This is a genomic window from Pricia mediterranea (assembly GCF_032248455.1).
GTDB classification, from domain to species: domain Bacteria; phylum Bacteroidota; class Bacteroidia; order Flavobacteriales; family Flavobacteriaceae; genus Pricia; species Pricia mediterranea.
Genome location: NZ_JAVTTP010000001.1, coordinates 848,466 through 870,901, shown reverse-complemented (window position 1 = coordinate 870,901; position 22,436 = coordinate 848,466). Strand labels below are relative to the sequence as shown.

The following is a 22,436-nucleotide window of genomic DNA, read 5'->3' as shown; positions in this document are numbered from 1 at the left end:
TCTTGCAATTGTATGGACTTTCGGGCCTGGGTCTCGCCGTGACGCCTTCTTTATTTTCATTTATGAACAACGAATCCATGCGACAGCGGTCGATCCCGAGTTCGGGCAAAAAGTTGCCCGTGGTAGGTATCGGCACTTGGCAAACCTTTGACGCCAACGGTGATCCCGCAACCCTGTCAACTTTGAAGCAAGTGTTGATCCAAACCCATAAATTGGGGGGTAGCGTTATCGACTCTTCCCCGATGTACGGTAGTTCAGAAGCTACCGTGGGACAACTGACCGCAGCCTTGCCGAGCCAAGATGATTTTTTCTATGCGACCAAGGTATGGATATCGGGAAAACAGGCGGGCATCGACCAGATGAACAGTTCGTTTCAAAAAATGAAACGTTCCACGATGGATCTGATGCAGATCCATAACCTGGTCGATTGGGAGACCCATGTAACAACGCTAAAAGAATGGAAAGAAAAAGGCAAAATCACCTACTGGGGCCTTACCCATTATGTGGATTCGGCACATGCTATACTCGAAAAAATCATACGACAGGAAAAACCTGATTTTGTACAGTTCAATTATTCCATTCGATCCCGTCATGCCGAGCAATCTTTGTTCGACACCTGTCAAAAATACGGTACGGCGGTCGTCATCAACCAGCCTTATGAAAGTGGTTCTCTTTTTCGAACGGTGAAGGGCAAAGAATTGCCAGATTGGGCGGGGGAGTATGGAATCAAAAGTTGGGGGCAGTATTTTTTAAAGTTTATCCTTTCCAATGAAACGGTGACCTGCGTGATTCCGGGTACCTCAAAACCGGACCACGCCATTGATAATATGGGAGCGGGCTATGGGGCATTGCCAGATACCAAGGGCCGGGAGAAAATGGCCGCTTATTTGAATTCTTTATAAGCTGTTTCTTTGCCCGCCCCTAGGGAACTTTTGACCGTCAATGATGATGTTTTTGGCATCACGGATGCTTCCAAGGTATTACTGCCTGTGTTAAGAGCGTGGTGGGCACTGTAATCTCTGATCAAGGTGTTTTTCGTAGTTCATTTAGGCTGTCCATCTCCTTTCTAAATCGAAGTATTATCAGGGTATCCAATTGTTTGGTAATACTGTCTTGCATGGCCCGCCAGTTACCGGCATTCATTTGGTGATTGAATTTTTCAATAGCTTTGAACCGTTGCACATTGTGCCTGTTCGCTTCCCAGTAGGTGGTCGTGCTTTCTTGGTGTTTCAGATCCTGTAGGTAGATACCAACGCCAAAACCTACGATTATAAGTGTCACGATAATAAAGACATTACTTTTTTTTATCATACTTCGGTATTTCTGTGCATCAGTTTGCCATAGACCGCTTTTTAAATACCTTAGCCGTTATCTTCTGGTGACGGGGCGATACAAGGCTTCGGGTAATATTCCTGCAAGAATAACAAACTAAAGATTAAGGAAATGATAGCAAAAGTCCTACTTTAAACCCTAAGATGCAATTAAATTGGTTGTTGTAGTAGGTTTCGACGATACGTAACTGCTGTTGCTGAAAAAGTAGTTAGTTCTTTTCTTTCTTCTTATACTTAGAAACCGCCCTTCGTTTGGCCTTTTGCTGGAACAGGGTATCGATTATCTCTTCCGTGGGGATGTAGTCGTCCAAAATCCTTTGCAGTGTGTTTTTGACCGAAGCGTGTTCTTTGATCATGGCTTCCTGGTACCTCACGGCGGGCTCGCTTAACAAACGGGCCAATGGCGGCTCTATCACTCCCCATTTTGCCAGATCATAGTGTTCATAATCGCGGAGTGCGGCATCAATGGAGTCGTTGTGCTTTTTTATGCTATCCATCAGTGCCAAGGGTTCCGGTACTTCCCCATTGAGGGAGTTCTTGATTTTTTCATAGCTGAGCTTGTGCGGCATCATAATCAGTTCGACAGCATAGCCACGGGCCCGAATCTTCTCCAGCACGAACCTGGGGAATTTGTCGATGGAGGCTATCGTTCCGATAATCGAGCCGATTTCGCTGGCATCGTTGATTCTCTTTGGCTCCAACCCATACTCTTTTACTTTTTGGGCAACATAGAAATCCTCTGAATTGATAATGTTGATGAATACGGGATTTATCTGTGGAGCAAAGCTTGTGGTCGTATCCCTAACAATGGCATCAAAAACCTCCAAGGTGCTCAACATCCCCGAATTGTCGAAATAGCCCCCATCCAAATAACTTCCCTTAGTAGGGATTTTTGCCGTGGGACTAAAAAAAGGGAAGCGGTTGGTCGTTGAAATGGCACCAAAATAGGTGAGGGTCTTGTCGCTTAGACTGTCCTTAAAAACATTGATAATCCTTGCCCCGGCAAAGGTGTTCGTCGGAAATTGGACGGAAACGGCCAACCCTTGTTGACCGCTGACAGCGGTGGTATTGATGATCAATGCGGGAAAGGTGCTATCCCTACTTTCATAAACATCCTGCCAATACTCATCAAAAGCAATGGTATTGTAGGCCTCCATTCCCGTGTTCTTGGCATGCTGTTCCATACTCTTGTACGACCTGTCTTTGCCCTCGTAGTTGCACCACGGCCAATATTCCCGAAGCAGATCACGACCGAGCAGATAGGTCAATTCGTTGGACAGCACATTGGAACGTCCGATTTTTTCTATGCCCTTGGCTATGGCAAGGCTGTCTTTTTGCTCATGGAGGAGGGACGCAAAATTACCTATTCCTACCGCTCCCCCGGAAACTCCGGATAGGACAAGGGTGCGTTTAAGGAACGCTTCGTTCGAAGCATTCTCCAGACGATTTAATAGTAATAGGTTCCAAAGATTCGCCTTTAGGCCTCCGCCGTAGGATCCCACCAGAAAATAATTCTTAGGCCCCACTTGCGTACTGTCCCTGGTCATGGAATTAAGAAAGGATTCGTACGGAAGCGGCTCAGGGGTTTTACGGTTGACCAAACTCAGTTGGTGCAGGTCGTTCGGAAACAAGGAAGTGAACACCATAAATCCTAATAGTAAAAAGAATGCCAGGGGTATACCGTATCTAAAAAAGTTACGGCCTTCAAAGGTATTTTCCGAGCTTCTGTGATAGTAGAGCACGTGTTTGAAAATAATGACGAAAAGCGAATAGAAGAATATGATATAAAGCAGTATGATGACCAGCGGGTTGAAGAAAGTGGCCACTGCAAAAATTGTATTGGCCACTATTAAAGCGAACAAGGAGAGCAGCCCGCTGATTTGCATCAACCGTAGATACCGCACATTATCGCTGAATTTGCCAATAAATTTGCCCACTGCGGTCTCGCCCCTGGTAGCGTTTGGGTCGTACTTTTCGAATATTGACATAATATCCTCGCTGTACATTTCTTTGTACTCGGTTTTGAGCGTTTTCCAACGGTACACATATTTGAAGAACGTTCGGGCTATTTTAAACATGATATACAGGAAGAGCTGAAGCCCTAGCGCAATCAGGAAGAGTACTATCGTCCAACGGTCCCATTGCAGGAAATAGGCGCACATCGCAGTGACCATAACCATGACCGTACTAATGACAAAGTATTTGGGAAACCAGGTCACATAGAACACAATTTCGTTGACCGTTTTCCGCTTGACGGCTTCGGAAAGCTCTTTGTTGGTCAACTTTTCTTTCCAGCTATCGTATTTTTTTCCCTCTAGATAATACAGGAAAAGGGTTACGACCGCTATGAAAACGGTCAGGCTAAGGACATCGAACTGCACCTCAAAAAATTGGGAGATGACACTGAAAAGAATGTTGAATACCGCCACGTACAATAAAATCCCAAGACTGCGTCGCATCGCCTTGACCATTTCGTTGTCATAGGAACGGTTCCCGGAGTTCTTCCCCGCTATTCGTTTGTAATAGATAATGCCAAAACCGAAAACGCGTAGCTTTTCGTCCATTTCAAGGCTCACACAGGTGTTATCACCGTTCATCCAGATATCGGCGTAAACCGGATAGTGGGAAATCATGATGGCCAGAAATGCGAGGAGAAAAAATAGGATTACAATATTACCAGGGCTGTAGAAGAGGTCCACGATAATGGTTCCCCCTTGGGGCATCATCGTGATCAAAAGGTAGATAACGACAAGAAAAAGGATGCTAAAGAGCGATGTCCACACAAATCTTAAAAGGGATTTGAAATGGGGCAGGAAGAACCTTTTTAATAACCAATACAGCAAAAAGGACAAACAAACGGAATAGGCCAACATTTTTCCGATATAGATGGCTTCTAGAAATCTTCCCCAAAAGAAGAGATAACTTATGCCTTCCATACAATCCAAAAGAAAGGCGAGACTTGCAAAAAAGAGGTAGAATTTTGAGGCCGAGGTACTGTATTCCCTGTAATTTAAGAGGCTGTTATCGTTCTTATCCTTGACCGAATACCCGATGATAAGAAGCAGGTACAGCCCCCATGCAAAATCGAGCAAAAAGTAAAGCCTATAGGAGATTAGACCCTCTTTTCTTATAATGTCCGAAACGGCATCAAAGTTCTCGAACAAACCATGTTGAGGAGAGCTGATATAGTCATTGATCCAAAAGAATCCATTGCAGACGAGAATCAAAAAGGAAAGAAGTATCCATACCGCGATAAGAAAGTTCACCCCTTGGTTAAACCATTTATTGAGCATAAGGTCGGTCTTTGGTGGTTATGAAATAGGTATGGGGGAGTGGGATTAAAGATAAGGAAAAATTTGAATGAACCGGTAGTTCCCTGCCGTTTCGACATCCTTGCACCCTTTAAGTATAATACTGTTCTTAATGTATGTAAAATAATATGCAATTCATACATACAATCTTGCAATCCACACAATAATTCCGGTAACGGGCGTGAGATTTTCTTATTTTCAGGAAAAAATATCCGGCCCCAATTCACAGGTATTTTTTTTTTTGGACTTGATTAACGTTTTAGAGCACAACTCCCCTTGAACCACTTAATCATTACACTTCCCCGAGGCTCGGCCTCGGGTGTAGCATTTAGCTAATCAAATCATGGAGAAACAAGAGTCAAGAACCAAGAGCCAAGACAAAAATTCTAGCCTGCCTGCCGGCAAGGCAGGTTTCTTGATTCTTGAATCTTGGCTCTGATACCTCGAGGGTTCTGCCTCGGAGTGGTTCATTGATTGTGAGCGCTAATGCTCAAACTTCCCCCAGCATTTAGGTAGCTTGGTTGTTTGCCAAGGGTACTGTTCCAAGTGTCTTTTGCAGGAACGATTTTATCGGAAAAAGCAGATTTAAAATAGGGAAATGTCAAAATTCTTACACAAACTGGATTCCGAGCTTCAGCTTATCTATAAGCACTATCAAAATGTTCAAAAGCTGGGTAGAAAGAAGATGGATTGGATTCACCCCTGCCTAAAAGAGAATGATCCCCTACCTGTAATCATCACTACAACCGCCAATGCACATGAGCTGGAAAAATATGGCTTTAGGCTCAAGGAGTCCTTGGGGAAAACAGAATTTTCGGGATCTATCGCGGTCGAAAATTTGGAAAGTATCGCCTCGCTAAAAGAGACCCATTTCCTGAAATTTAACGGAGAACCCGCCGAGATACCCCAGCATAAAAAAATAGATCCGCGTACCCAAATTATATTGGATAAGGCGAAAAAGGACAAGGCTTTTATGGCAAGCGGAGACAGTGGTAGGCAAACGAAGATGCTCGGGGCACTACTCCAATTCCGCGATTCTTACGAGTTCCTGGCCGACCTTGGCTGCCAAGTAACCAGCATAGTCGGTACTATGGTGGCGGTTAAAATTCCGCTGGACAGGTTGGAAGCTGTGGTTTCCCATCCCAACGTTATTCGGATCGAGACCAACCGAAACTATGCCCCGGATCTCGATGATAGTATCGAAGAAATAAATGCGGACGGCATAAGAAATGACAGTCCGCCTTTTGGCGGCACGGATAAGTTTACCGGTAAAGGCGTGATCGTGGGTATCATCGACTTCGGATTTCTGTACTCGCATAAAGTCTTTAGGGATATTTCGGACGAAAGCAAATCACGAATTTTATTTCTTATGGATCAATCCCTTACCCCAGAGGGGGGTGAGACTGCACCGACGGATGCTGTAGGAAATCCGATGGACGGGGTGGAGTACGACACACAGGATATTGAAAACGCTATTGCCGCTTCCGATCCCATGACGGTCGTAAGGCATGAGCCGGACGACCACGGGACCCACGTCGCGGGAATAGCCGCGGGAAACGGGGCCCAGTCGGGGAACTGCCATGGGTCCTTCCACTATGTAGGAGTGGCTCCAGAGGCCGATCTCATTTTTGTGCGCCTGAGGAGCGGATCCAATGAATTAGGGACATCCAATAATTTGATCGATGCTATATCCTACATTATGAGAAAAGCGGAGGATGCCGATAAACCTGCCGTAGTCAACATGAGCTTAGGCGACAATCTTGGTCCCCATGACGGTACCACTTTGGTAGAGGAAATGATTGATCTGTATTTGTTGCTCGGGAATACGAAGGGCTTCTCCATCGTTAAATCTGCTGGAAACCTTGGTAGTGACGATAGGCATGCTCAAACCACTGTACCTGCCAACAATGCAGCTTCTCCCGTTGAACTGAAATTCAAGGTTTTACCGCCCAAGGACGATGACGACACCAAAAAAATTGAAATCGATATCTGGTACGAAGGGGCAAATGACCTGGACATTGAGATTATACCAAAAGGGAACAATATTACCGGTACGAACACTGCGAGTCCCGGAGACAATGTCAATTTTACCGAAGATACAAAGAACAGTACCATAACCATCGACTCCCAAAATGTCCAAAACAATGGTAGAAAACGAATTTTTATCGATATAGACCCAGATGGCGACGACCATAACAAAACAGGAATTTGGGTTATCAAACTCACCAATACTACAGCTACCGATGCTGCGATACACGCCTATATCGAGAGAGATCAACTAGCAAAGTTCACCACTTTTGAGACCGATGAGGGAACCATTAGCATTCCCGGTACTGCGGAGCGCGTTATCACAGTGGGCAACTATATCATCAAGGGCAAGGACTCGGGGAAGTTAAAGGCCTCGTCCAGTCAAGGCCCGACGGCCGACGGAAGGATGAAACCGGAAATTTCTGCACCCGGAACCCGTATTATGTCCGCCCGTCACGATCCTGATGCAGGCTCTTGTTGTGATTGTTGCTATGACTTCTACATTGCCAAATCGGGAACCAGTATGGCAGCACCCCATGTGGCGGGTGCGGCGGCCCTGCTATTTGAAAAAGATCCCGAACTACACCACGATGACCTGAAGCAGGCCCTTATGGATACCGCGGTCAAGGACAGCTTTACGGGAAATACTGCCAACAATAGGTTTGGAGATGGCAAACTGGATGTTCAAGCGGCCGTCAATTCCATTGCTGCGGGAATTGTAATGGCATCAAATACTTTTGAAAGGGAACGATTGCAAACCTTCAATACTGATCCGGAACCGTTATTCGCAAAGGGATCCCCAATATCAAGGTTGGTAAAAACTCCACAGGGAAAGGAATTATACGATCTAGCCTTGGCCCATTATAAGGAAATACGCGATCTGGTGAATACCAACAAACGTGTAGCTACCGCCTGGCATAGGAATAAGGGCCCACTATTGGTTCACCATCTCAACCGGGCTTCCTTATTGCCACATGTAGAGGTACCCGAAAAAATAGAGGGTAGGCCGGTGGTGGGCTATCTGCAGAATATTGTAACCGAACTTAAAAAGCACGTGGCCGGGGAAACCGCAGTGGCTTTGGAAATCGCCATGAAACAAGTTCCCAATTTTGTCGGAAAGACCTTTAACGAATTTGTAGCCAGCTACGAAGAAATCTTCAACGAACCTATACTATAAAAAAATGCCCAACGCCGGTACATTTGAAGTTGTTCTTAAGCATTTATCGGAAGCCTTGCAACCGCTTTCGGAGGAGTTGAGCTCTGGCTTTATACATGATCTGGGCATTGGCTTTCCAGCCTCTTGGCACAATGACCCCCAACTGAACGGGGCGTTGAATACAGTAAAGTCCTCGGCAGGCTCCCTACCGCAAGCTACCGAACAACTTACCCAAGCGATAGACAATGGGGACGCATTGCAGATTATAGCCAAAGGTGCGGTATTGGGCGAACATGTATTTTCAGTGATACAGGGAGCCGTGCAACTGGGGGAGACCGTTAATCAAATGGCACAGTCGGATGGATCCCTCTCCGCCGCCCAAAAGGCCCATTTTCAGGATTTCTTCGATGGTTTTATCCCAAGAATCCTGGAATCTATGGCAGTAAGGCTCTTGGAGGAAAAATTGCCAAAATTTTTCGGTGTTCTCGATTTCATTGGGTTCGCGGAGAAAAATCTTTTGAACGAAGATGGCGATGATATTACCCGACCTCCCTATTTCCAAAGGCGGTTGATGTTAAACAGATTGGTGGACCTGTTTAAATCGCCGGCCGGCTATATCGAAGAACTTACAGACCTTGGAAAACCAGGTTTTGATGGTAGAAAGCTCTTTAAACGTATTGAGAAGATTACGGAGCCTCTCGATTTCCCGACGGATATTATCGAAATAAGTGGGCAACCGCCAATTTTTGAAATGTTCCTGTTACACCTTCAGGCAAACAATGCTTTCAACCCGCCTGCACTTGGATTTGAACTGCGGGTGCCCGGAAACGGCAAAGTAGAAAATACCTATCCCTTAATCGAACCTTGGTCACTAAAATCCGGATTTGAAGGCAGTTTCTCCGCAGGGGTCCAGGGCCTCATAGATATACCCAATGGCAATTTTAAACTACAACCTCCCACGGGCGACATAGCACTAACGATAAACAATGAACTCCTTGCCAATAAACCCGGGCAATCGATGTTGTTGGTAGGCCTTCCCGGGGGCACGAGGTTGGAAGTGGGTACCGTCAGTTTTGGAAATTCAATTACGGCTACCTGGAATCCATCGGAAGGCACGGCCACCTTTGACCCTTCTTTTTCAGTGGCCCTGGATGACGGAAAACTGACCTTGGACTTTTCGGGTAGCGATGGCTTTCTCTCGTCCGTAATTCCTTTAGAGGCTGCCGAAGCCAACTTTTCACTGGGAGCGGATTTCTCTGCGGATGGTGTCATGATACACGGTAGCGGCGGGCTGGAACTTCAATTCCCGAGCCATATCTCCTTAGGCCCATTGGAGATAACAAGTATTTTCTTTATCGCCAAACTGTTCGATCCCGATCCGGTAGCTATTGAACTGAGTAGTAGTTTAAAATTAAACTTGGGTCCTTTAGCCGCCTCCGTAGATAGGCTGGGGGCCAATGTGGCCTTCGACTTTCCCGATGACGGTCAGGGCAACCTGGGGCCATTGGACTTCTCGTTGGGCTTTAAACCCCCGAACGGCGTGGGTCTTTCCGTAGATGCGGGGGTCGTCAAAGGCGGAGGCTACCTCTTTTTTGATTTTGACAAAGGTGAATATGCAGGGGCGTTGGAACTCACCTTTAGCGAGATCGTCTCCCTTAAGGCAATCGGCCTTATCACCACCAAAATGCCGGACGGCTCGGACGGATTTTCATTGATCATCATTATTACGGCCGAGTTCGGTACGGGCATTCAGCTGGGTTTTGGCTTTACGCTATTAGGTGTAGGCGGCCTGTTGGGCCTCAACCGAACGATGCGCTTGGATGCCTTGGCCGAGGGAGTACGTACCGGGGCTACGGAAAGTATTATGTTCCCCACCAATGTGGTGGAAAATGCACCCAAGATTATCAGTGACCTTCGGAATTTTTTCCCCGTAGAACAAGACAAGTTCCTTATCGGGCCTATGGCGAAACTTGGCTGGGGTACCCCTACGCTTATCAGTATATCATTGGGCATCATTATTGAAATTCCCGGTAACATCGCCATCCTAGGGATCATAAAAATCGCCCTGCCCACAGAGGAGGCCGCCCTGATCGTATTGCAAGTGAACTTTATCGGGGCGATTGAGTTCGATAAAGACCGCCTGTGGTTCTTTGCCAGTATGTACGATTCGCGCGTACTTTTCATCACGTTGGAAGGAGAGATGGGGCTCTTGGTCGGTTGGGGCAGCGATTCCAATTTTGTGTCTGCCGTCGGAGGATTCCACCCTGCTTTTAATCCACCGCCATTGCCTTTCCCCAATCCCGTCCGAATTTCGATCAATATCCTGAACGAATCCTGGGGTAGGATACGGGTCATGGGCTATTTTGCGGTGACCTCCAATACAGCGCAGTTCGGGGCTAGGGCCGAGCTGTATTTTGGGATGAGCGCACTGAACGTAGAAGGGCACATAGGCTTCGATGCCCTGTTCCAGTTTTCACCCTTCTATATGATCATCCAACTTTCCGCCTCCCTTTCCGTCAAGGTATTCGGCATAGGCTTGTTTAGCGTGAAGGTAAAAATGTCCTTGGAGGGACCATCGCCATGGCATGCCAAGGGTACCGGTTCCATTTCGTTGCTCTTCTTCGATATCGAAGTGGACTTCGACTTTACCTGGGGCGAGGAAAAAGATACCGAACTACCGCCGATTTCGGTTATGCCGCTGTTGGTAGCGGAATACGAAAAGCAGGAAAACTGGACGGCTTTGATACCCTCCAACAATACCTTGTTCGTATCGCTTCGTGAAATTGACGACCTGGCGGAATTGGTGCTGCATCCCGTAGGCTCCCTTCAAGTGACCCAACGGGCCGTTCCGCTGGAATTGACTTTGGATAAACTGGGTACCCAAAAACCCGATGATGCCAATCACTTTACCTTGGCACCTGCCGATAATGAACTTTCCAAGATCAATGACATCAAGGAAAAGTTCGCCATTGCCCAATTTGTAGATCTAAAGGATGCCGAGAAACTTTCAAGTCCTTCATACCAAGCCATAGAAGGTGGTATGGAGCTCTCCGCCGCAGGGGAACAGTTAAAGACCGGAAAATCCGTAAAACGTCATATCCGGTACGAACTTATTACCATCGATACGAATTTCAAACGGGGAGTTAGGCTTTTCTTCAAATTTATCACCTCTGTATTCAACATATTCCTTAGGGGGAATGCCGTGGCAAGATCGCAGGTCTCCCACGCCAACCTTAAAAAGGTACAGCCTTTTGACAGCAAGGTAAAGGTGCAGGATCCCGGTTATTCTGCGGCAAGTATGACCGACAACACCCAATTTGGCGGTAAGAGCTTTAGCAGTCAGGCACAGGCGATGGAATTTGTTACCAACCAGGTCAAAGCCAATCCGGAGTTGGAAGGCGAGCTACATGTACTACCCAATCATGAAATAAATACGGCAGCATGAGCGATACTATAGCAACATATACGTTTTTACCATGGCTACGACAGGGCATCGCCAACAAGATAGATCCTGGCAACGCAACGACGGCCAGGGCCGTTATTCCCGTTAAGCTCAAAGTGACGGGGAACGCTTTGGAAGGAGCAGATCTGGAACAGGAAATAGTACGAAATGTAGCACTGTACGGCCCTGGGGATATCATTGGGGTCGATAAAAAGGCGATTGTCAGGAACGAACCCCGGGACTGGATCACCAACTTTGAAGCCAACTATATGCCCTACGTGGAATTCTATGATGAGGATTTCCCGTGGCGCTATAGCCCATCCGTGCCGCAGGCGCATGATAGGCTTACCCCATGGATGACCTTAGTGGTCTTGAAGGAGGACGAGTTTAAGGAGGGGACCAATATGATCTATAGGCCCCTGAATTTTATAGAAGCTACCGATCCCGAGGCCACCTTTCCCCCAAAGGATCAGCTATGGGCCTGGGCGCATGTACATGCCAATGAATCCCTGATAGACGGGGAGGACAATATCGTCGCCGAAGGGGCGGAAATAGACGGTGTTATTGCCGATCTGAAAAGTCTCCTGAACAAAAACCCCGATTTGGCCTATTCCAGGATCGTAGGCCCAAGAAAGTTGGAACCCAATACGCCCTACCACGCTTTTTTGGTCCCCTCTTTTGAAAGCGGCCGCTTGGCCGGACTGGGATTGGACCCTTCCGCTACCCCGGGCGTAGAACAAATTGCTTGGGAAACCTACACCGGTAAGGAGCAGGCAGCCTTACATCCCTACTACCACAGATGGTATTTTAGAACGGGAACTGTAGGCGACTTTGAATACCTGGTACGGCTCTTGGAACCAAGACCTGTGGATAGTCGCGTCGGCCGTCGCCCGATCGACGTACAAAAGCCCGGGGTGAACGTAAGCGGTATCACCGATCCCGACCTGGAAGGTATCCTGAAATTGGGCGGGGCACTGAAAATTCCCTTCGATACCCTAAAGCAGGAAGACAAAGACGACGTATTGAAATACGACAACTGGGACCAAAACCCGTACCCCCACCAATTTCAGAAGGACCTAGCCGGCTTTATCAATCTTGCGGACGACTACGATGCCAAGACGGCGGAGCAGGCCAATGCCGATTCGGGCCTGGGCCTAGATCCCCAAAACAATCCGGAGGATAGGGATCCACTGATCACCGCACCTCTTTATGGCCGTTGGCATGCCCTTGTGCAGCGCTTGCTAAAGGAAAGGGACGGCGGTGATATCTCCCCCAACGACAACTGGGTACACGAACTCAACTTAGATCCCAGATATCGGGTAGCGGCCGGATTTGGCACCCATGTGGTACAGGAAAACCAAGAAAATTATATGATGGCCGCCTGGAAACAGGTAGGGGATATCCTAGAGGCCAATAGAAAGATACGGTTGGCACAGCTTGCCAAGGAAACCTCATGGGTTTGGTACGATAAACACCTAAGACCCATGGTAACCGCCAATCCGGAAAAAGCTTTCTTTCTCACCAGGCCAGTACAAAAAAGGGTAATTGCCGAGGGCGTTACCGTCCACAGCACTGTAAAACGGAGCAGGGTTCCCTTGGTGATCACCTCGACCGCTATGCGGAGGGTGATGCGGCCTGGCAGCCGGTTGATGAAGGCGCTTCCCTTTAACGGAATTGTAAAGCCCTTTAATCTCGTGGAAAGGATTAACAACGGCGAGGTCTTCCCGGCACCTCCCAAAACCGTACCTGCAGATCTGCCCACCATAGACGATGTGGCCGAGGATGCCAAGCCTAGTAACCTTCCACCGTGGTTGGGAGACTGGATCAAAAAATATCCTTGGTCAAAATGGGTATTCCTAGTGCTGGCACTGATTATTCTGTTGTTGCTATTCCTCTTTTCCGCTAGTGGCGCCATCCTGGCCATATTAGGAACGGCAGTAGCGGTGTTCGCCTATCTGTTCTATCAGTTCGACCGTTGGGAAAAACAGCTTGGGAATGCGGAATCGGTCAAGGAAGACAATATGAAACCCGAGGCGGTAGATGAACTGCCCACAAGTCCCGACTTTAAAATAACGCCCATCAATTCCGGATTTACACCCACTTTTGGAGGAACCGATAGTCTGGAAGCCGTCAATTTTAAGTCCGCCCTAAAGGATTCCTTCCATCTTTTGGACAAGAGTAGAACCGTTGGCAAGGTGGTACCCAAACCGGCACTGGACCTGGCCATGTTGGTCAATACTACCTTTACGGTAATCAATCCGGAACTTACCATCCCCAAAATGATCTTTAACGCAGTACTGATCCCCGCACGGATAAGATTACAGTTGGTGGAAAAATTCGTGGAGGCCATGGCCTATCCGGAATTTGATATTCCCATGTACGAACCATTAAAGAATATCTCCGCCGAACTGTTCCTGCCCAACATCAACTTTATTTCCCAGAACAGTATTTCCCTTCTGGAGACCAACCAGAAGTTTATAGAGGCCTATATGGTGGGCCTGAACCATGAATTTGCTAGGGAACTGTTGTGGCGTGAATACCCAACAGATCAAAGAGGGAGTTACTTCAGGCAATTTTGGGATGTTTCAGATTTTATGCCGGAAGAAACCGGACTTACCGAAGAGGAGCTCAAGGAAAGGATGCGGGACATTCCGCCCTTGCACCGATGGTCCAAATTTTCGGAATTGGGCGACCACGATCACCGGGAAGAAGGAGGGGACAAAGAAGAAGAATTGGTACTGGTCATCCGCGGAGAGCTGTTAAAGAAATATCCAAATGCCATTATCTATGCCCATAAGGCGGAATGGCAACTCGACGATGATGGCAACATCGATTCAAGGGTGGAACGGGTGTTAACGGAACTGTCCGCCTCGGAGGAGGAAAATCCGCCCAAGGATAAGGTAAAAACGCCGCTATACGAAGCCAAGGTGGATCCGGACATTACCTTCTTTGGTTTTGACATTACCGCCAAAGAGGCCCAAGGGGGTACAGGGGACAATCCCGATGACGAACCGGGTTGGTTTTTTGTAATCAAGGAACGCCCAGGGGAACCCCGTTTCGGATTGGATCTGGAGCCTGCGGACGATCAGCCCATCGATGTGTGGAACGACCTTTCTTGGGAAAGGGTACAACCTACGGGCAATTTCCTCGAAATTACCAATGCAACCGAGACCATCGAAATAGCGGATTTTAATCCGACCGACGAACCGGAAAAGGAAGATCAAAATCCCGAGGATAAGAATATTATCTGGAGCAAGGATATGAATTCGGCCGAACTGGCCTATATCCTATATCAAGTACCGGTAATGGTGGCCGTTCACGCCGCCGAAATGTTGCCAAAACAAACCTAAAGCAGAGAAGATGCCAGATTTTATCGACATAAGGGAAAACCTGAACGCCGTTCAAAAGAACAGGGACGAGGCCAAGCATCAGCTATTCCTTAAAAAGGAAAAATTAAAGAGGATCCAAAGGGAAAAGGAGCGCTTGCAGCGCGGTTTCGATCCGGACCGCGATGCGGACAATGCGGCAAAACAACGCTTGGAACAAAGGGAGAAAAGAGCCAAGGAAGAGGCCCGGCAGTGGCAGATCACCTTGGAGGAACAACTGTTGGCAGCCGATGATATTCTCGCCCAATACGACCCCTTCTCCGACCCAAGGGAATTCGTCGACCGCCTGAGTGACGATTATCCCTTCCTATTGATGCCGGTGCGAATAGAAACACGGTTTAAAAAGGTAGTCAGTGACGATAGGGAAAGGCACCAACTTTGGGTGCGTATTTATCCCGACGATTGCGCCGTTGATTCCTTTGAGTCGGTCTTGTCCGAGAGTGAGGTAAGAAGCGCCCAAAAATATTGGCATGGTATCTGGCAGGCAGGCGGTAGGGAAGCGATGGAGCGTACCGCTTGGAGGGCCTTGGTGGCCACCTACGGATCTGGCCGTGCCCGTTACATTACCGAACAGTACAAGCCTATCAACACCTCGGACCAACCGCAGAATGTGGCGGAAAACGATTTTTTCCTGAGCATTGCCGTAGAGGAACTGCCCCCACAGAACGAGGCCGAAACCCTTACCACCTTCTGGGCGGACTACTGGCTGGCGCATACCGACAAGCAAAAACAGGAGGATGCCTACGAGGACTTGGAGGCCGAAGTGGGGGCAGGGAGTGCGGCAGACATTCTAAAAAACCAAAAACCCGCCAACTTTGACGATAAGACGCGGGTATCCGAAGATGGTATCAACGTCAAGGTACTCTTTATACAGTTTCCCAACGACGAGGAGGTGGAGACCAAGCAGCAATCATGGTCCCAGGCCCCCAAAACCAATGTGATGCCAGACCGGTTCGTGGTTACCGGCTATCAGGGAAGTAGCCATACGAATAACGACAGCGATATTGCCTTTCAGGTCATCGGAAACCAAATACCGTCGCCCTTGATCATGGGCCCCGATCCTTCCTTGGAGGATGACGAGCAGCTACAACAGGAAGACGGCAATCTGAAGGTCAACGACGATCTCAAATGGATGGTCGATTTTGACGAGGCCGTACTTAAAGGACTGGGTTTCAAAATCAATTTGACCGATATCCAGGCTGTAAGGGGCTTTGATAGGATCGTAGCCCTGGGATTGAAGTTGAGCGCCGATGAACAAAAAGGATCGGAATTGCTGGAGACCCTTTTCAAAAATCACGAAAACAGCAAGAAGGGATTTACTATTCTTCCACAGGGTACCCCGACCAACAATACCGAGGAAGAAGGTTCGGGGCATGATTTTATAGACGATGCCGATACCAGTTTTGACCACCTTAAACATGAAGAACAATTTTCCATAGAACACAACTGGCTCCAGAAAAAGGACGGACAATGGTTGGCGGAATGGCTGGGAGTGGACTACCACACCTTCCAAAAAACCTACAATGCCGCCCTTACCGACCAACGTGAGGCCAAGGCCATGAACATTGCCCTGTTCCCGGCTACCATGGGATATATGATGGAAACCATGATGCAGGAAGTGTTCAGTGATGACGATATGGAAAAAACCCGCTGGTTCATGAATAATTTTGTCAGTGGCCGGGGCCCTGTCCCGGCCATAAAAATCGGGAATCAGCCCTACGGAATTCTTCCTGCCACCACCTTTTCCGATCTCGGTTGGCTTGGGGAGAGGCGTCTTATCAGACCTCATGGGATACCATGGACCGACGGGAGCGATTCCTTCCTCCGCAAACTGTACCAAATCCTCCAAAAATTCGATACGGACTTTGCCTCGGTACGAAATGATATTGCCTTCGTGGGCAAGGATGGGGAGGACGCCCATCAACTGCTGTTGGATATCGTGGGACTTAATCCGGTTTCGGTGGAATTCTACCAGCGATATGCGGAGAGTTATGAGGCCATTGTGAACCGATTCAAACTCCACGGGGGCCTGTCCAACGCCATATCCCTTGTCATAGCCGGATTCTATGCTACCAGTGGGATGGATTTACTCAGGGACTTTGGTCATAAGGGGGATGAAATCCCGGATATCCTCGAAAAGATATTCCTGAAAAGCGAAAACAAACTGTACAGGGACCTGATAGACGACCGGAAATTATCGGAAACGGAGCCCATCCGTTCCTATACCCCGGAACCCGATGCCAAGAACTATATTGAATGGCTTATTGAAGCCGCCAATACCTCCCACGACACCCTTAGAAAACAACAGGGATTTTTGGACAATAAGATTCCCACTGCCTTGCTATACCTTATGTTGAAGCATTCCCTGGATATGGGATATATCAATGTAAGTCTGGACCTGAACCTAAAGGCCAACCGAATTTCTACCTCGGAATTCAGGGCGGCAAAACTCGATCCCGCCTTTATGCACGTACAGCCCGAAGTACAGGAGACAGAAAGCAAGTGGAAATACCTCTATCGTACGGATGAGGTCATTACGGGTTCCCAGAACCTTAGCCTAGGCGATTACATCCCCACCATTCTGAATACGGAATTGGCTACGGCCTATCTCAGGGAACAATTAAATGCCTTGCAACACCTCGCCAAAGCCCCGACGGCAAGGCTTGAACGGGCTTTTACGGAGCATATCGACCTTTGTACCTATCGGTTGGATGCCTGGAAGAACGGTTTTATGAACTACCAATTGGCCGCTATGCGGTTTAGGGAAAATATCGATTCTGAAACCCCTTACCAAAAAGGAACCTATTTGGGGGCCTACGGCTGGTTGGAAGACATACGGCCGGAAAATAAGGTTTTGGAACCGAAAAATTTAGAGGACCCGGAGCTGAAGGAACATTTTAACCAGCCGGACGAACCCCAGTTGATGACCGATGCCACCAACGGTGGTTTTATCACCGCCCCCTCCCTGAACCACGCCGTTACCGCGGCCATCCTAAGAAACGCCTATATGTCCGACGACGACCCGGAGACTTTTGAGATCAACCTCTCCTCGGAGCGGGTGCGTAAGGCCCTTTCGCTTATTGAAGGGGTTCGTTCCGGGCAAAGTCTATCCGCCCTGTTGGGCTATTATCTGGAACGGGAACTGCACGACCAAAATACGGGCCTTACCCTCATCGATTTCCATATCCATAAACTGCGAAAAGCCTTCCCCTTCAGGGCGGACAAACTAAAGGATACCAGAACCGAGGATACCGATGCCATAGAAGCCATTGAGGCAAGTAACGTGGTCGATGGCCTTGGCCTCATAGAACATATCAAGGAAACCGGGAATACCTCCTATCCCTTTGGCAAGGAAAATATTCTCAAGACCTCGGGCCCGGACGCTCCTTCGCAGGCCATCATCAATGCGATAAACGAGCAGGTTCGGAATATTGAAAACCTGAACGATGCCGTAGCGGATGTCGCCATGGCGGAAAGTGTACACCAGGTGGTGCTCGGCAATTACGATAGGGCCGCCGCTACCATGGATACCTATAGTAAGGGCAATTTTCCGCCTATTCCGGAGGTCGTACAGACCCCAAGGAGCGGAATCAACATTACGCATCGCTTTGGCCTGCAATTTGAGACAAACGTGGATCCCGCGGTCTCGCCCAACAGCATGCCCGTTACCCCAAGGTCACAGGGCGAGCCGGCCATCAATAGCTGGCTCAACTCGGTATTGCCCGATGAGGACGATGTTGCCGCTATCGTCAGTTATTTTGACCATGTTTCCGATACGGAAAAGAAAGAGCAGATTACCCAAAAGGCGCTCGACCTACAGCCTATCGATCTCCTGTATTTGGTAAATACCGATAACGACCAGGCCATGACGGCCTTGGACGATCGTATAATAAAACACATACACGATACCTTTGCCCCCAGGCCCGATGCCGAAATAAAAATAAAATATACGGAACGCATCCCCGGCAGGATCAGCTTCTTTGAATTGGCCGCTCAGATGAACAGTCTGAGAAGTCTTCTTCTCCAATCGCGCCCTTTGGAGCCCATGGATGTTTCTTTGCCCACGGAATCGAAGTCGGCCGAGAACGAGTCCCTCTTCTTGGACGATACCCGAATCGCGGTAGCCAAGCAGGGCATCGAAAATAGTAGGACGGACATCGGCACCTACTTGGGCACCTTGTCCCCCTTGGTAGCAGATCCCGAAACCAACAGGGCGCAACTTTTATCGGATATCGATACGTTTATAACGGATCTGATCGATATTCTCGCAAGGCTGAGCGCCTATGGATTGCCACAGACGGGGATCGGTTTTGCCTATGATAGAAGAAGGGTGTTATACAAGGCCGTGGCGGAGAAGGTAGAGGCTTTGATTCAACGTTGGGAACAAAGGTTGACCGATTTCGGAACTGCCCTGACGGAGTATGACAACTTGGATCCGACAACCCCGGATGAAAAGCGTTTTGAACTACTCTATAGTGCCGAACGCCTTGTGACGACCCTTCCCGAATCGCCCCAATTGCCCACTCCATTGGAATTCAGGAATAAACTGACCACCAAAGGCAACGCTTTTGAAACTAAGAAAGATGCATTTGTGGCCATCTTGAATGCCAATCACGCCAAGTTGGCCGATCTGATCGCTGCGGTGAACGCCGAACTTCCGATAGACGATTTTGATGTGGATCCCATGACCTTAACGGATCAGGAAGACCAGATCGTCCTGTTTGCCGATGAATTGAATACCTATGCAGGGCTCGTGGATGCAGATTTGGACAAGCGTACCCAGAAATCCCAGCAACTGGTGGATGAGGCTGCTGCCCTGACCGCCAGTAAAAAACAGGTGGAATTGCTTCAGGATGCCGGGAAGCAGCTTTTCGGGGCGGATTTTAAAATGGTACCCGAATTTGATCTTCCCCAAAAACAGGCGGATGAGTGGTCCAATTCCTTTAACGATACCGGCCAACTGATGGATTACCTGGAGCATACCGCCCAAGTGGATTTCCCCTTGGACGAATGGCGGTATGGGGTAGCACGGGTACGTGAAAAAATTCACCACTGGGAAAATGTGGTCGCCCTACGGGAGGCCTTTACCACGAATACCTTGGAGATCCATCCCGTACAGCTGCCCTATCAGGAGAACGATAGTTGGTTGGCTTTGGACTATCCGGAAAACCACGAAATCCTAAACGATAAGATATTGTACACCGCCCACTATGCCGTACCTTTTGATAAGACTCAGCGGCAATGTGGACTTCTGCTGGACGAGTGGACCGAGGTCATTCCCTCCAAAACGGAAGATGTTGGCGTAACCTTCCACTACGATCGGCCCAATTCCGAGCCGCCCCAGGTGATGTTGATGGCTATGACGCCCCGATTTACAGGGGAATGGCAGTGGAACGACCTGATGGATATCGTAAACGAGACCTTGGATCTGGCCAAAAAGCGCGCCTTGGAACCAGAACAGATAGACCAGACCGCCTACGCCCGATTCCTGCCGGCAACCGTCTCGTCGGTGACCGTACATCCCATTACCGCCTCGCTCAACTATTCCTTCAACAATATGATATATAACGAATTAGATATAGACAACAATGAATAATTACGTAGCCGTCAATAATATTACAGAGGTACTCACCAAAAAGCTCCTCCCCACCATTACGCTCTGGAACCGCTTGGAGGCAAGGCCACGGGCAGACGATTTTGACCGTGCTTTAAAGGCCGAGGTTCGCGATCCCCTATGGATGCTTACCAAACAGTGGCAGTTGGGCGAGTTTAGGGGCGACGATGCCGGATCGCCGGCCTTTGCGAAAATACAGATGGCCACTACCAGGCTTACCAAATATCAGGCCGATGGCATGCAGGTACAGGCCTATGACGACAAGGTACCCTTGGAAGCCAAGGTGGAGCAGAAAAAAGTTCCCTTTAAATTGGGGGCCCAAGAGATTTCCCTTGACATCCGTCTTATGATGGGGAGGCATTGGCTAAAATTGATCCAATCCGATTTCCCGGCTGCCCTGCGGAGCGAATATATTGGACTGTATCCTTTTATCCTTCCGGATCCGGACGAGAAAGCTTCGGGACGAATAACGGCCCATAGGGAGGCATGGCAACAATTTGCCGCGGTGGCCGAACGCAGTATGGACGGCTATGCGCTTTATACCCATCTTAAGGAAGGCAATGCAGCCTCCGACGGTACTACCCAAGCCGGTGATGCCGCTTTGGATGCCTTGGGCGATAGATTTACAACCTGGTTCGAGGAATTTTTCCTTCAACCCGAGGATGAAAATAACAATGCGTGGCTGCCCCCGAGGATGGAATATCAATTTTCCGTTTCGGCACCCGATGAAACCGATGAGAAAGTGATGGTGGCCGATGAATACTACCACGGCCATCTTGATTGGTACAATCTGGATATCGATCCGAACAAACTAACCTTGGAAACCGAACCGGAGGTTGTACTTCCCCCCGATCCAAGGACAAGGGACACCAATTCGTTCTTCCCCACCACCATCTCCTTTGATGGGATGCCCCATACCCGATGGTGGCGGTTTGAGGACGGACAGACCAATTTTGGGGATATCGATCCCGATACCACCGATCTGAACAAACTGCTGTTTATCGAATTCGGACTCATCTATGCCAACGATTGGTTTTTGGTGCCGTTTACGCTTCCAGCTGGTAGTATCTCCAACGTAAAGGGACTCTCCGTCACCAATGTTTTTGGGGAAAAAATCTGGGTAGAACCCGCCGGAAAAGGGTTGGACGATGCCTGGAAACGCTGGAATATGTATTCCTTGAATACCAAGGGAAACCAACAGGAACCTGCGGACAATAGCCTGTTGGTCCTTCCCACCGTAGAAAAAATCCTTGAAGGCAAACCCTTAGAAGAAATCCTATTTATCCGCGATGAGATCGCCAACATGGTCTGGGCCATCGAAAAAAAGATTCCGCTGCCATCAGGTACCGGAAAGCACGGAGGGGAGGCTGCCTTTGAACTGCATAAATTCTATCAAAAAATATTGAACCAGGAAATCGGGGACGGCATTATCGTTCCTGAGGATATCGAATTCAAGGCCAATATTCGCTACCAGATCATGAATACGGTGCCGGAAAATTGGATTCCGTTTATTCCCGTGCATGTGGAGGGAAGCTCAAGGGAAATCCAATTACAACGGGCCTCCATGCCCCGCATTTTGGAGAACGATGCCCCGGGCAACGCCCAGAAGATAAAACCAAGGACCCAGTTGGTACGCGAAGGGCTGGATAAAGATCCGGTCGAGGCCTATTTTATCCACGAAGAAGAAATCCCCAGGGCGGGTATCCGTGCCTATCAGACCTACCAAAGGACCAGGTGGTACAATGGCAAAGTGGTGAACTGGTTTGGGGCTAGAAAACAGACCGGTAGGGGGGAAGGCCATAGCGGCCTTGCGTTCGATCAGATAGTGCCCACAAAAAAGAGGTCATAAAATCAGCGTAGTAATGGGAGGTTCAAACCATTAACTATTGAATGATTACAAATTTCCCTTATTGTAAATGAAATATACTATTTGTGGGTGAAATCTTAAAATCTGTTAAGATGATTTTTACTAAATTGTAGTTGTTCTCTCGCCCCAGTTTTTTCTTTTGAATTTTACCTCTCAAGCTAGGTCCAAAAATACCCATGAACGGAGATTTCTTACGACTTCTGTACTAGTGACCTAATAATCATCCCGCTAACAAGGAACCAAATAAATAATTACGGAAAATTTTCTACAAACTGACATGCGGTCAACCGTTGACCTTGGC

The 22,436-nt window shown here is 48.4% G+C and carries 8 protein-coding genes; 6 read left to right on the top strand and 2 right to left on the bottom strand.

The window, feature by feature from the left end; genetic code table 11:
• The first annotated feature begins 62 nt into the window (after window positions 1-62).
• On the top strand, window positions 63-902 hold the full coding sequence (locus tag RQM65_RS03680; protein ID WP_314012828.1) for an aldo/keto reductase: 840 nt from the start codon (window positions 63-65) through the stop codon (window positions 900-902).
• Window positions 903-1,023: 121 nt separating this feature from the next.
• Here the strand turns inward: RQM65_RS03680 and RQM65_RS03675 are convergent, their stop codons facing one another.
• Together RQM65_RS03675 and RQM65_RS03670 are read right to left on the bottom strand one after the other, a co-directional pair.
• Window positions 1,024-1,311 (bottom strand): hypothetical protein, encoded by a 288-nt coding sequence (locus RQM65_RS03675; protein WP_314012826.1) that lies wholly within the window; start codon window positions 1,309-1,311, stop codon window positions 1,024-1,026.
• Window positions 1,312-1,540: 229 nt separating this feature from the next.
• Window positions 1,541-4,624, bottom strand: a complete 3,084-nt coding sequence (locus RQM65_RS03670; protein WP_314012825.1) for a hypothetical protein — start codon at window positions 4,622-4,624, stop codon at window positions 1,541-1,543.
• Window positions 4,625-5,240: 616 nt separating this feature from the next.
• Between RQM65_RS03670 and RQM65_RS03665 the strand changes: the two genes are divergently transcribed.
• From RQM65_RS03665 to RQM65_RS03645, 5 genes are read left to right on the top strand one after another with little or no spacing between them, the layout of a single operon-like run.
• Window positions 5,241-7,847, top strand: coding sequence for a S8 family serine peptidase (locus tag RQM65_RS03665; RefSeq protein WP_314012824.1), 2,607 nt, complete (start codon window positions 5,241-5,243; stop codon window positions 7,845-7,847).
• 4 nt (window positions 7,848-7,851) lie between these two features.
• Window positions 7,852-11,271: a DUF6603 domain-containing protein gene (locus tag RQM65_RS03660; protein WP_314012823.1), complete on the top strand. Its 3,420-nt coding sequence runs from the start codon at window positions 7,852-7,854 to the stop codon at window positions 11,269-11,271.
• Entirely contained in the window at window positions 11,268-14,618 is a 3,351-nt protein-coding gene (locus tag RQM65_RS03655; protein WP_314012821.1) for a hypothetical protein, read from the top strand. The genes RQM65_RS03660 and RQM65_RS03655 overlap by 4 nt, the downstream gene beginning before the upstream one ends.
• Window positions 14,619-14,628: 10 nt before the next feature.
• Window positions 14,629-20,250 (top strand): hypothetical protein, encoded by a 5,622-nt coding sequence (locus RQM65_RS03650; protein WP_314012819.1) that lies wholly within the window; start codon window positions 14,629-14,631, stop codon window positions 20,248-20,250.
• The gene (locus RQM65_RS03645; protein ID WP_314012817.1) at window positions 20,243-22,117 is read left to right on the top strand and encodes a hypothetical protein; all 1,875 of its coding nucleotides are present in this window, start codon (window positions 20,243-20,245) and stop codon (window positions 22,115-22,117) included. Before RQM65_RS03650 ends, RQM65_RS03645 begins: the two co-directional genes overlap by 8 nt.
• Window positions 22,118-22,436 lie beyond the last annotated feature (319 nt).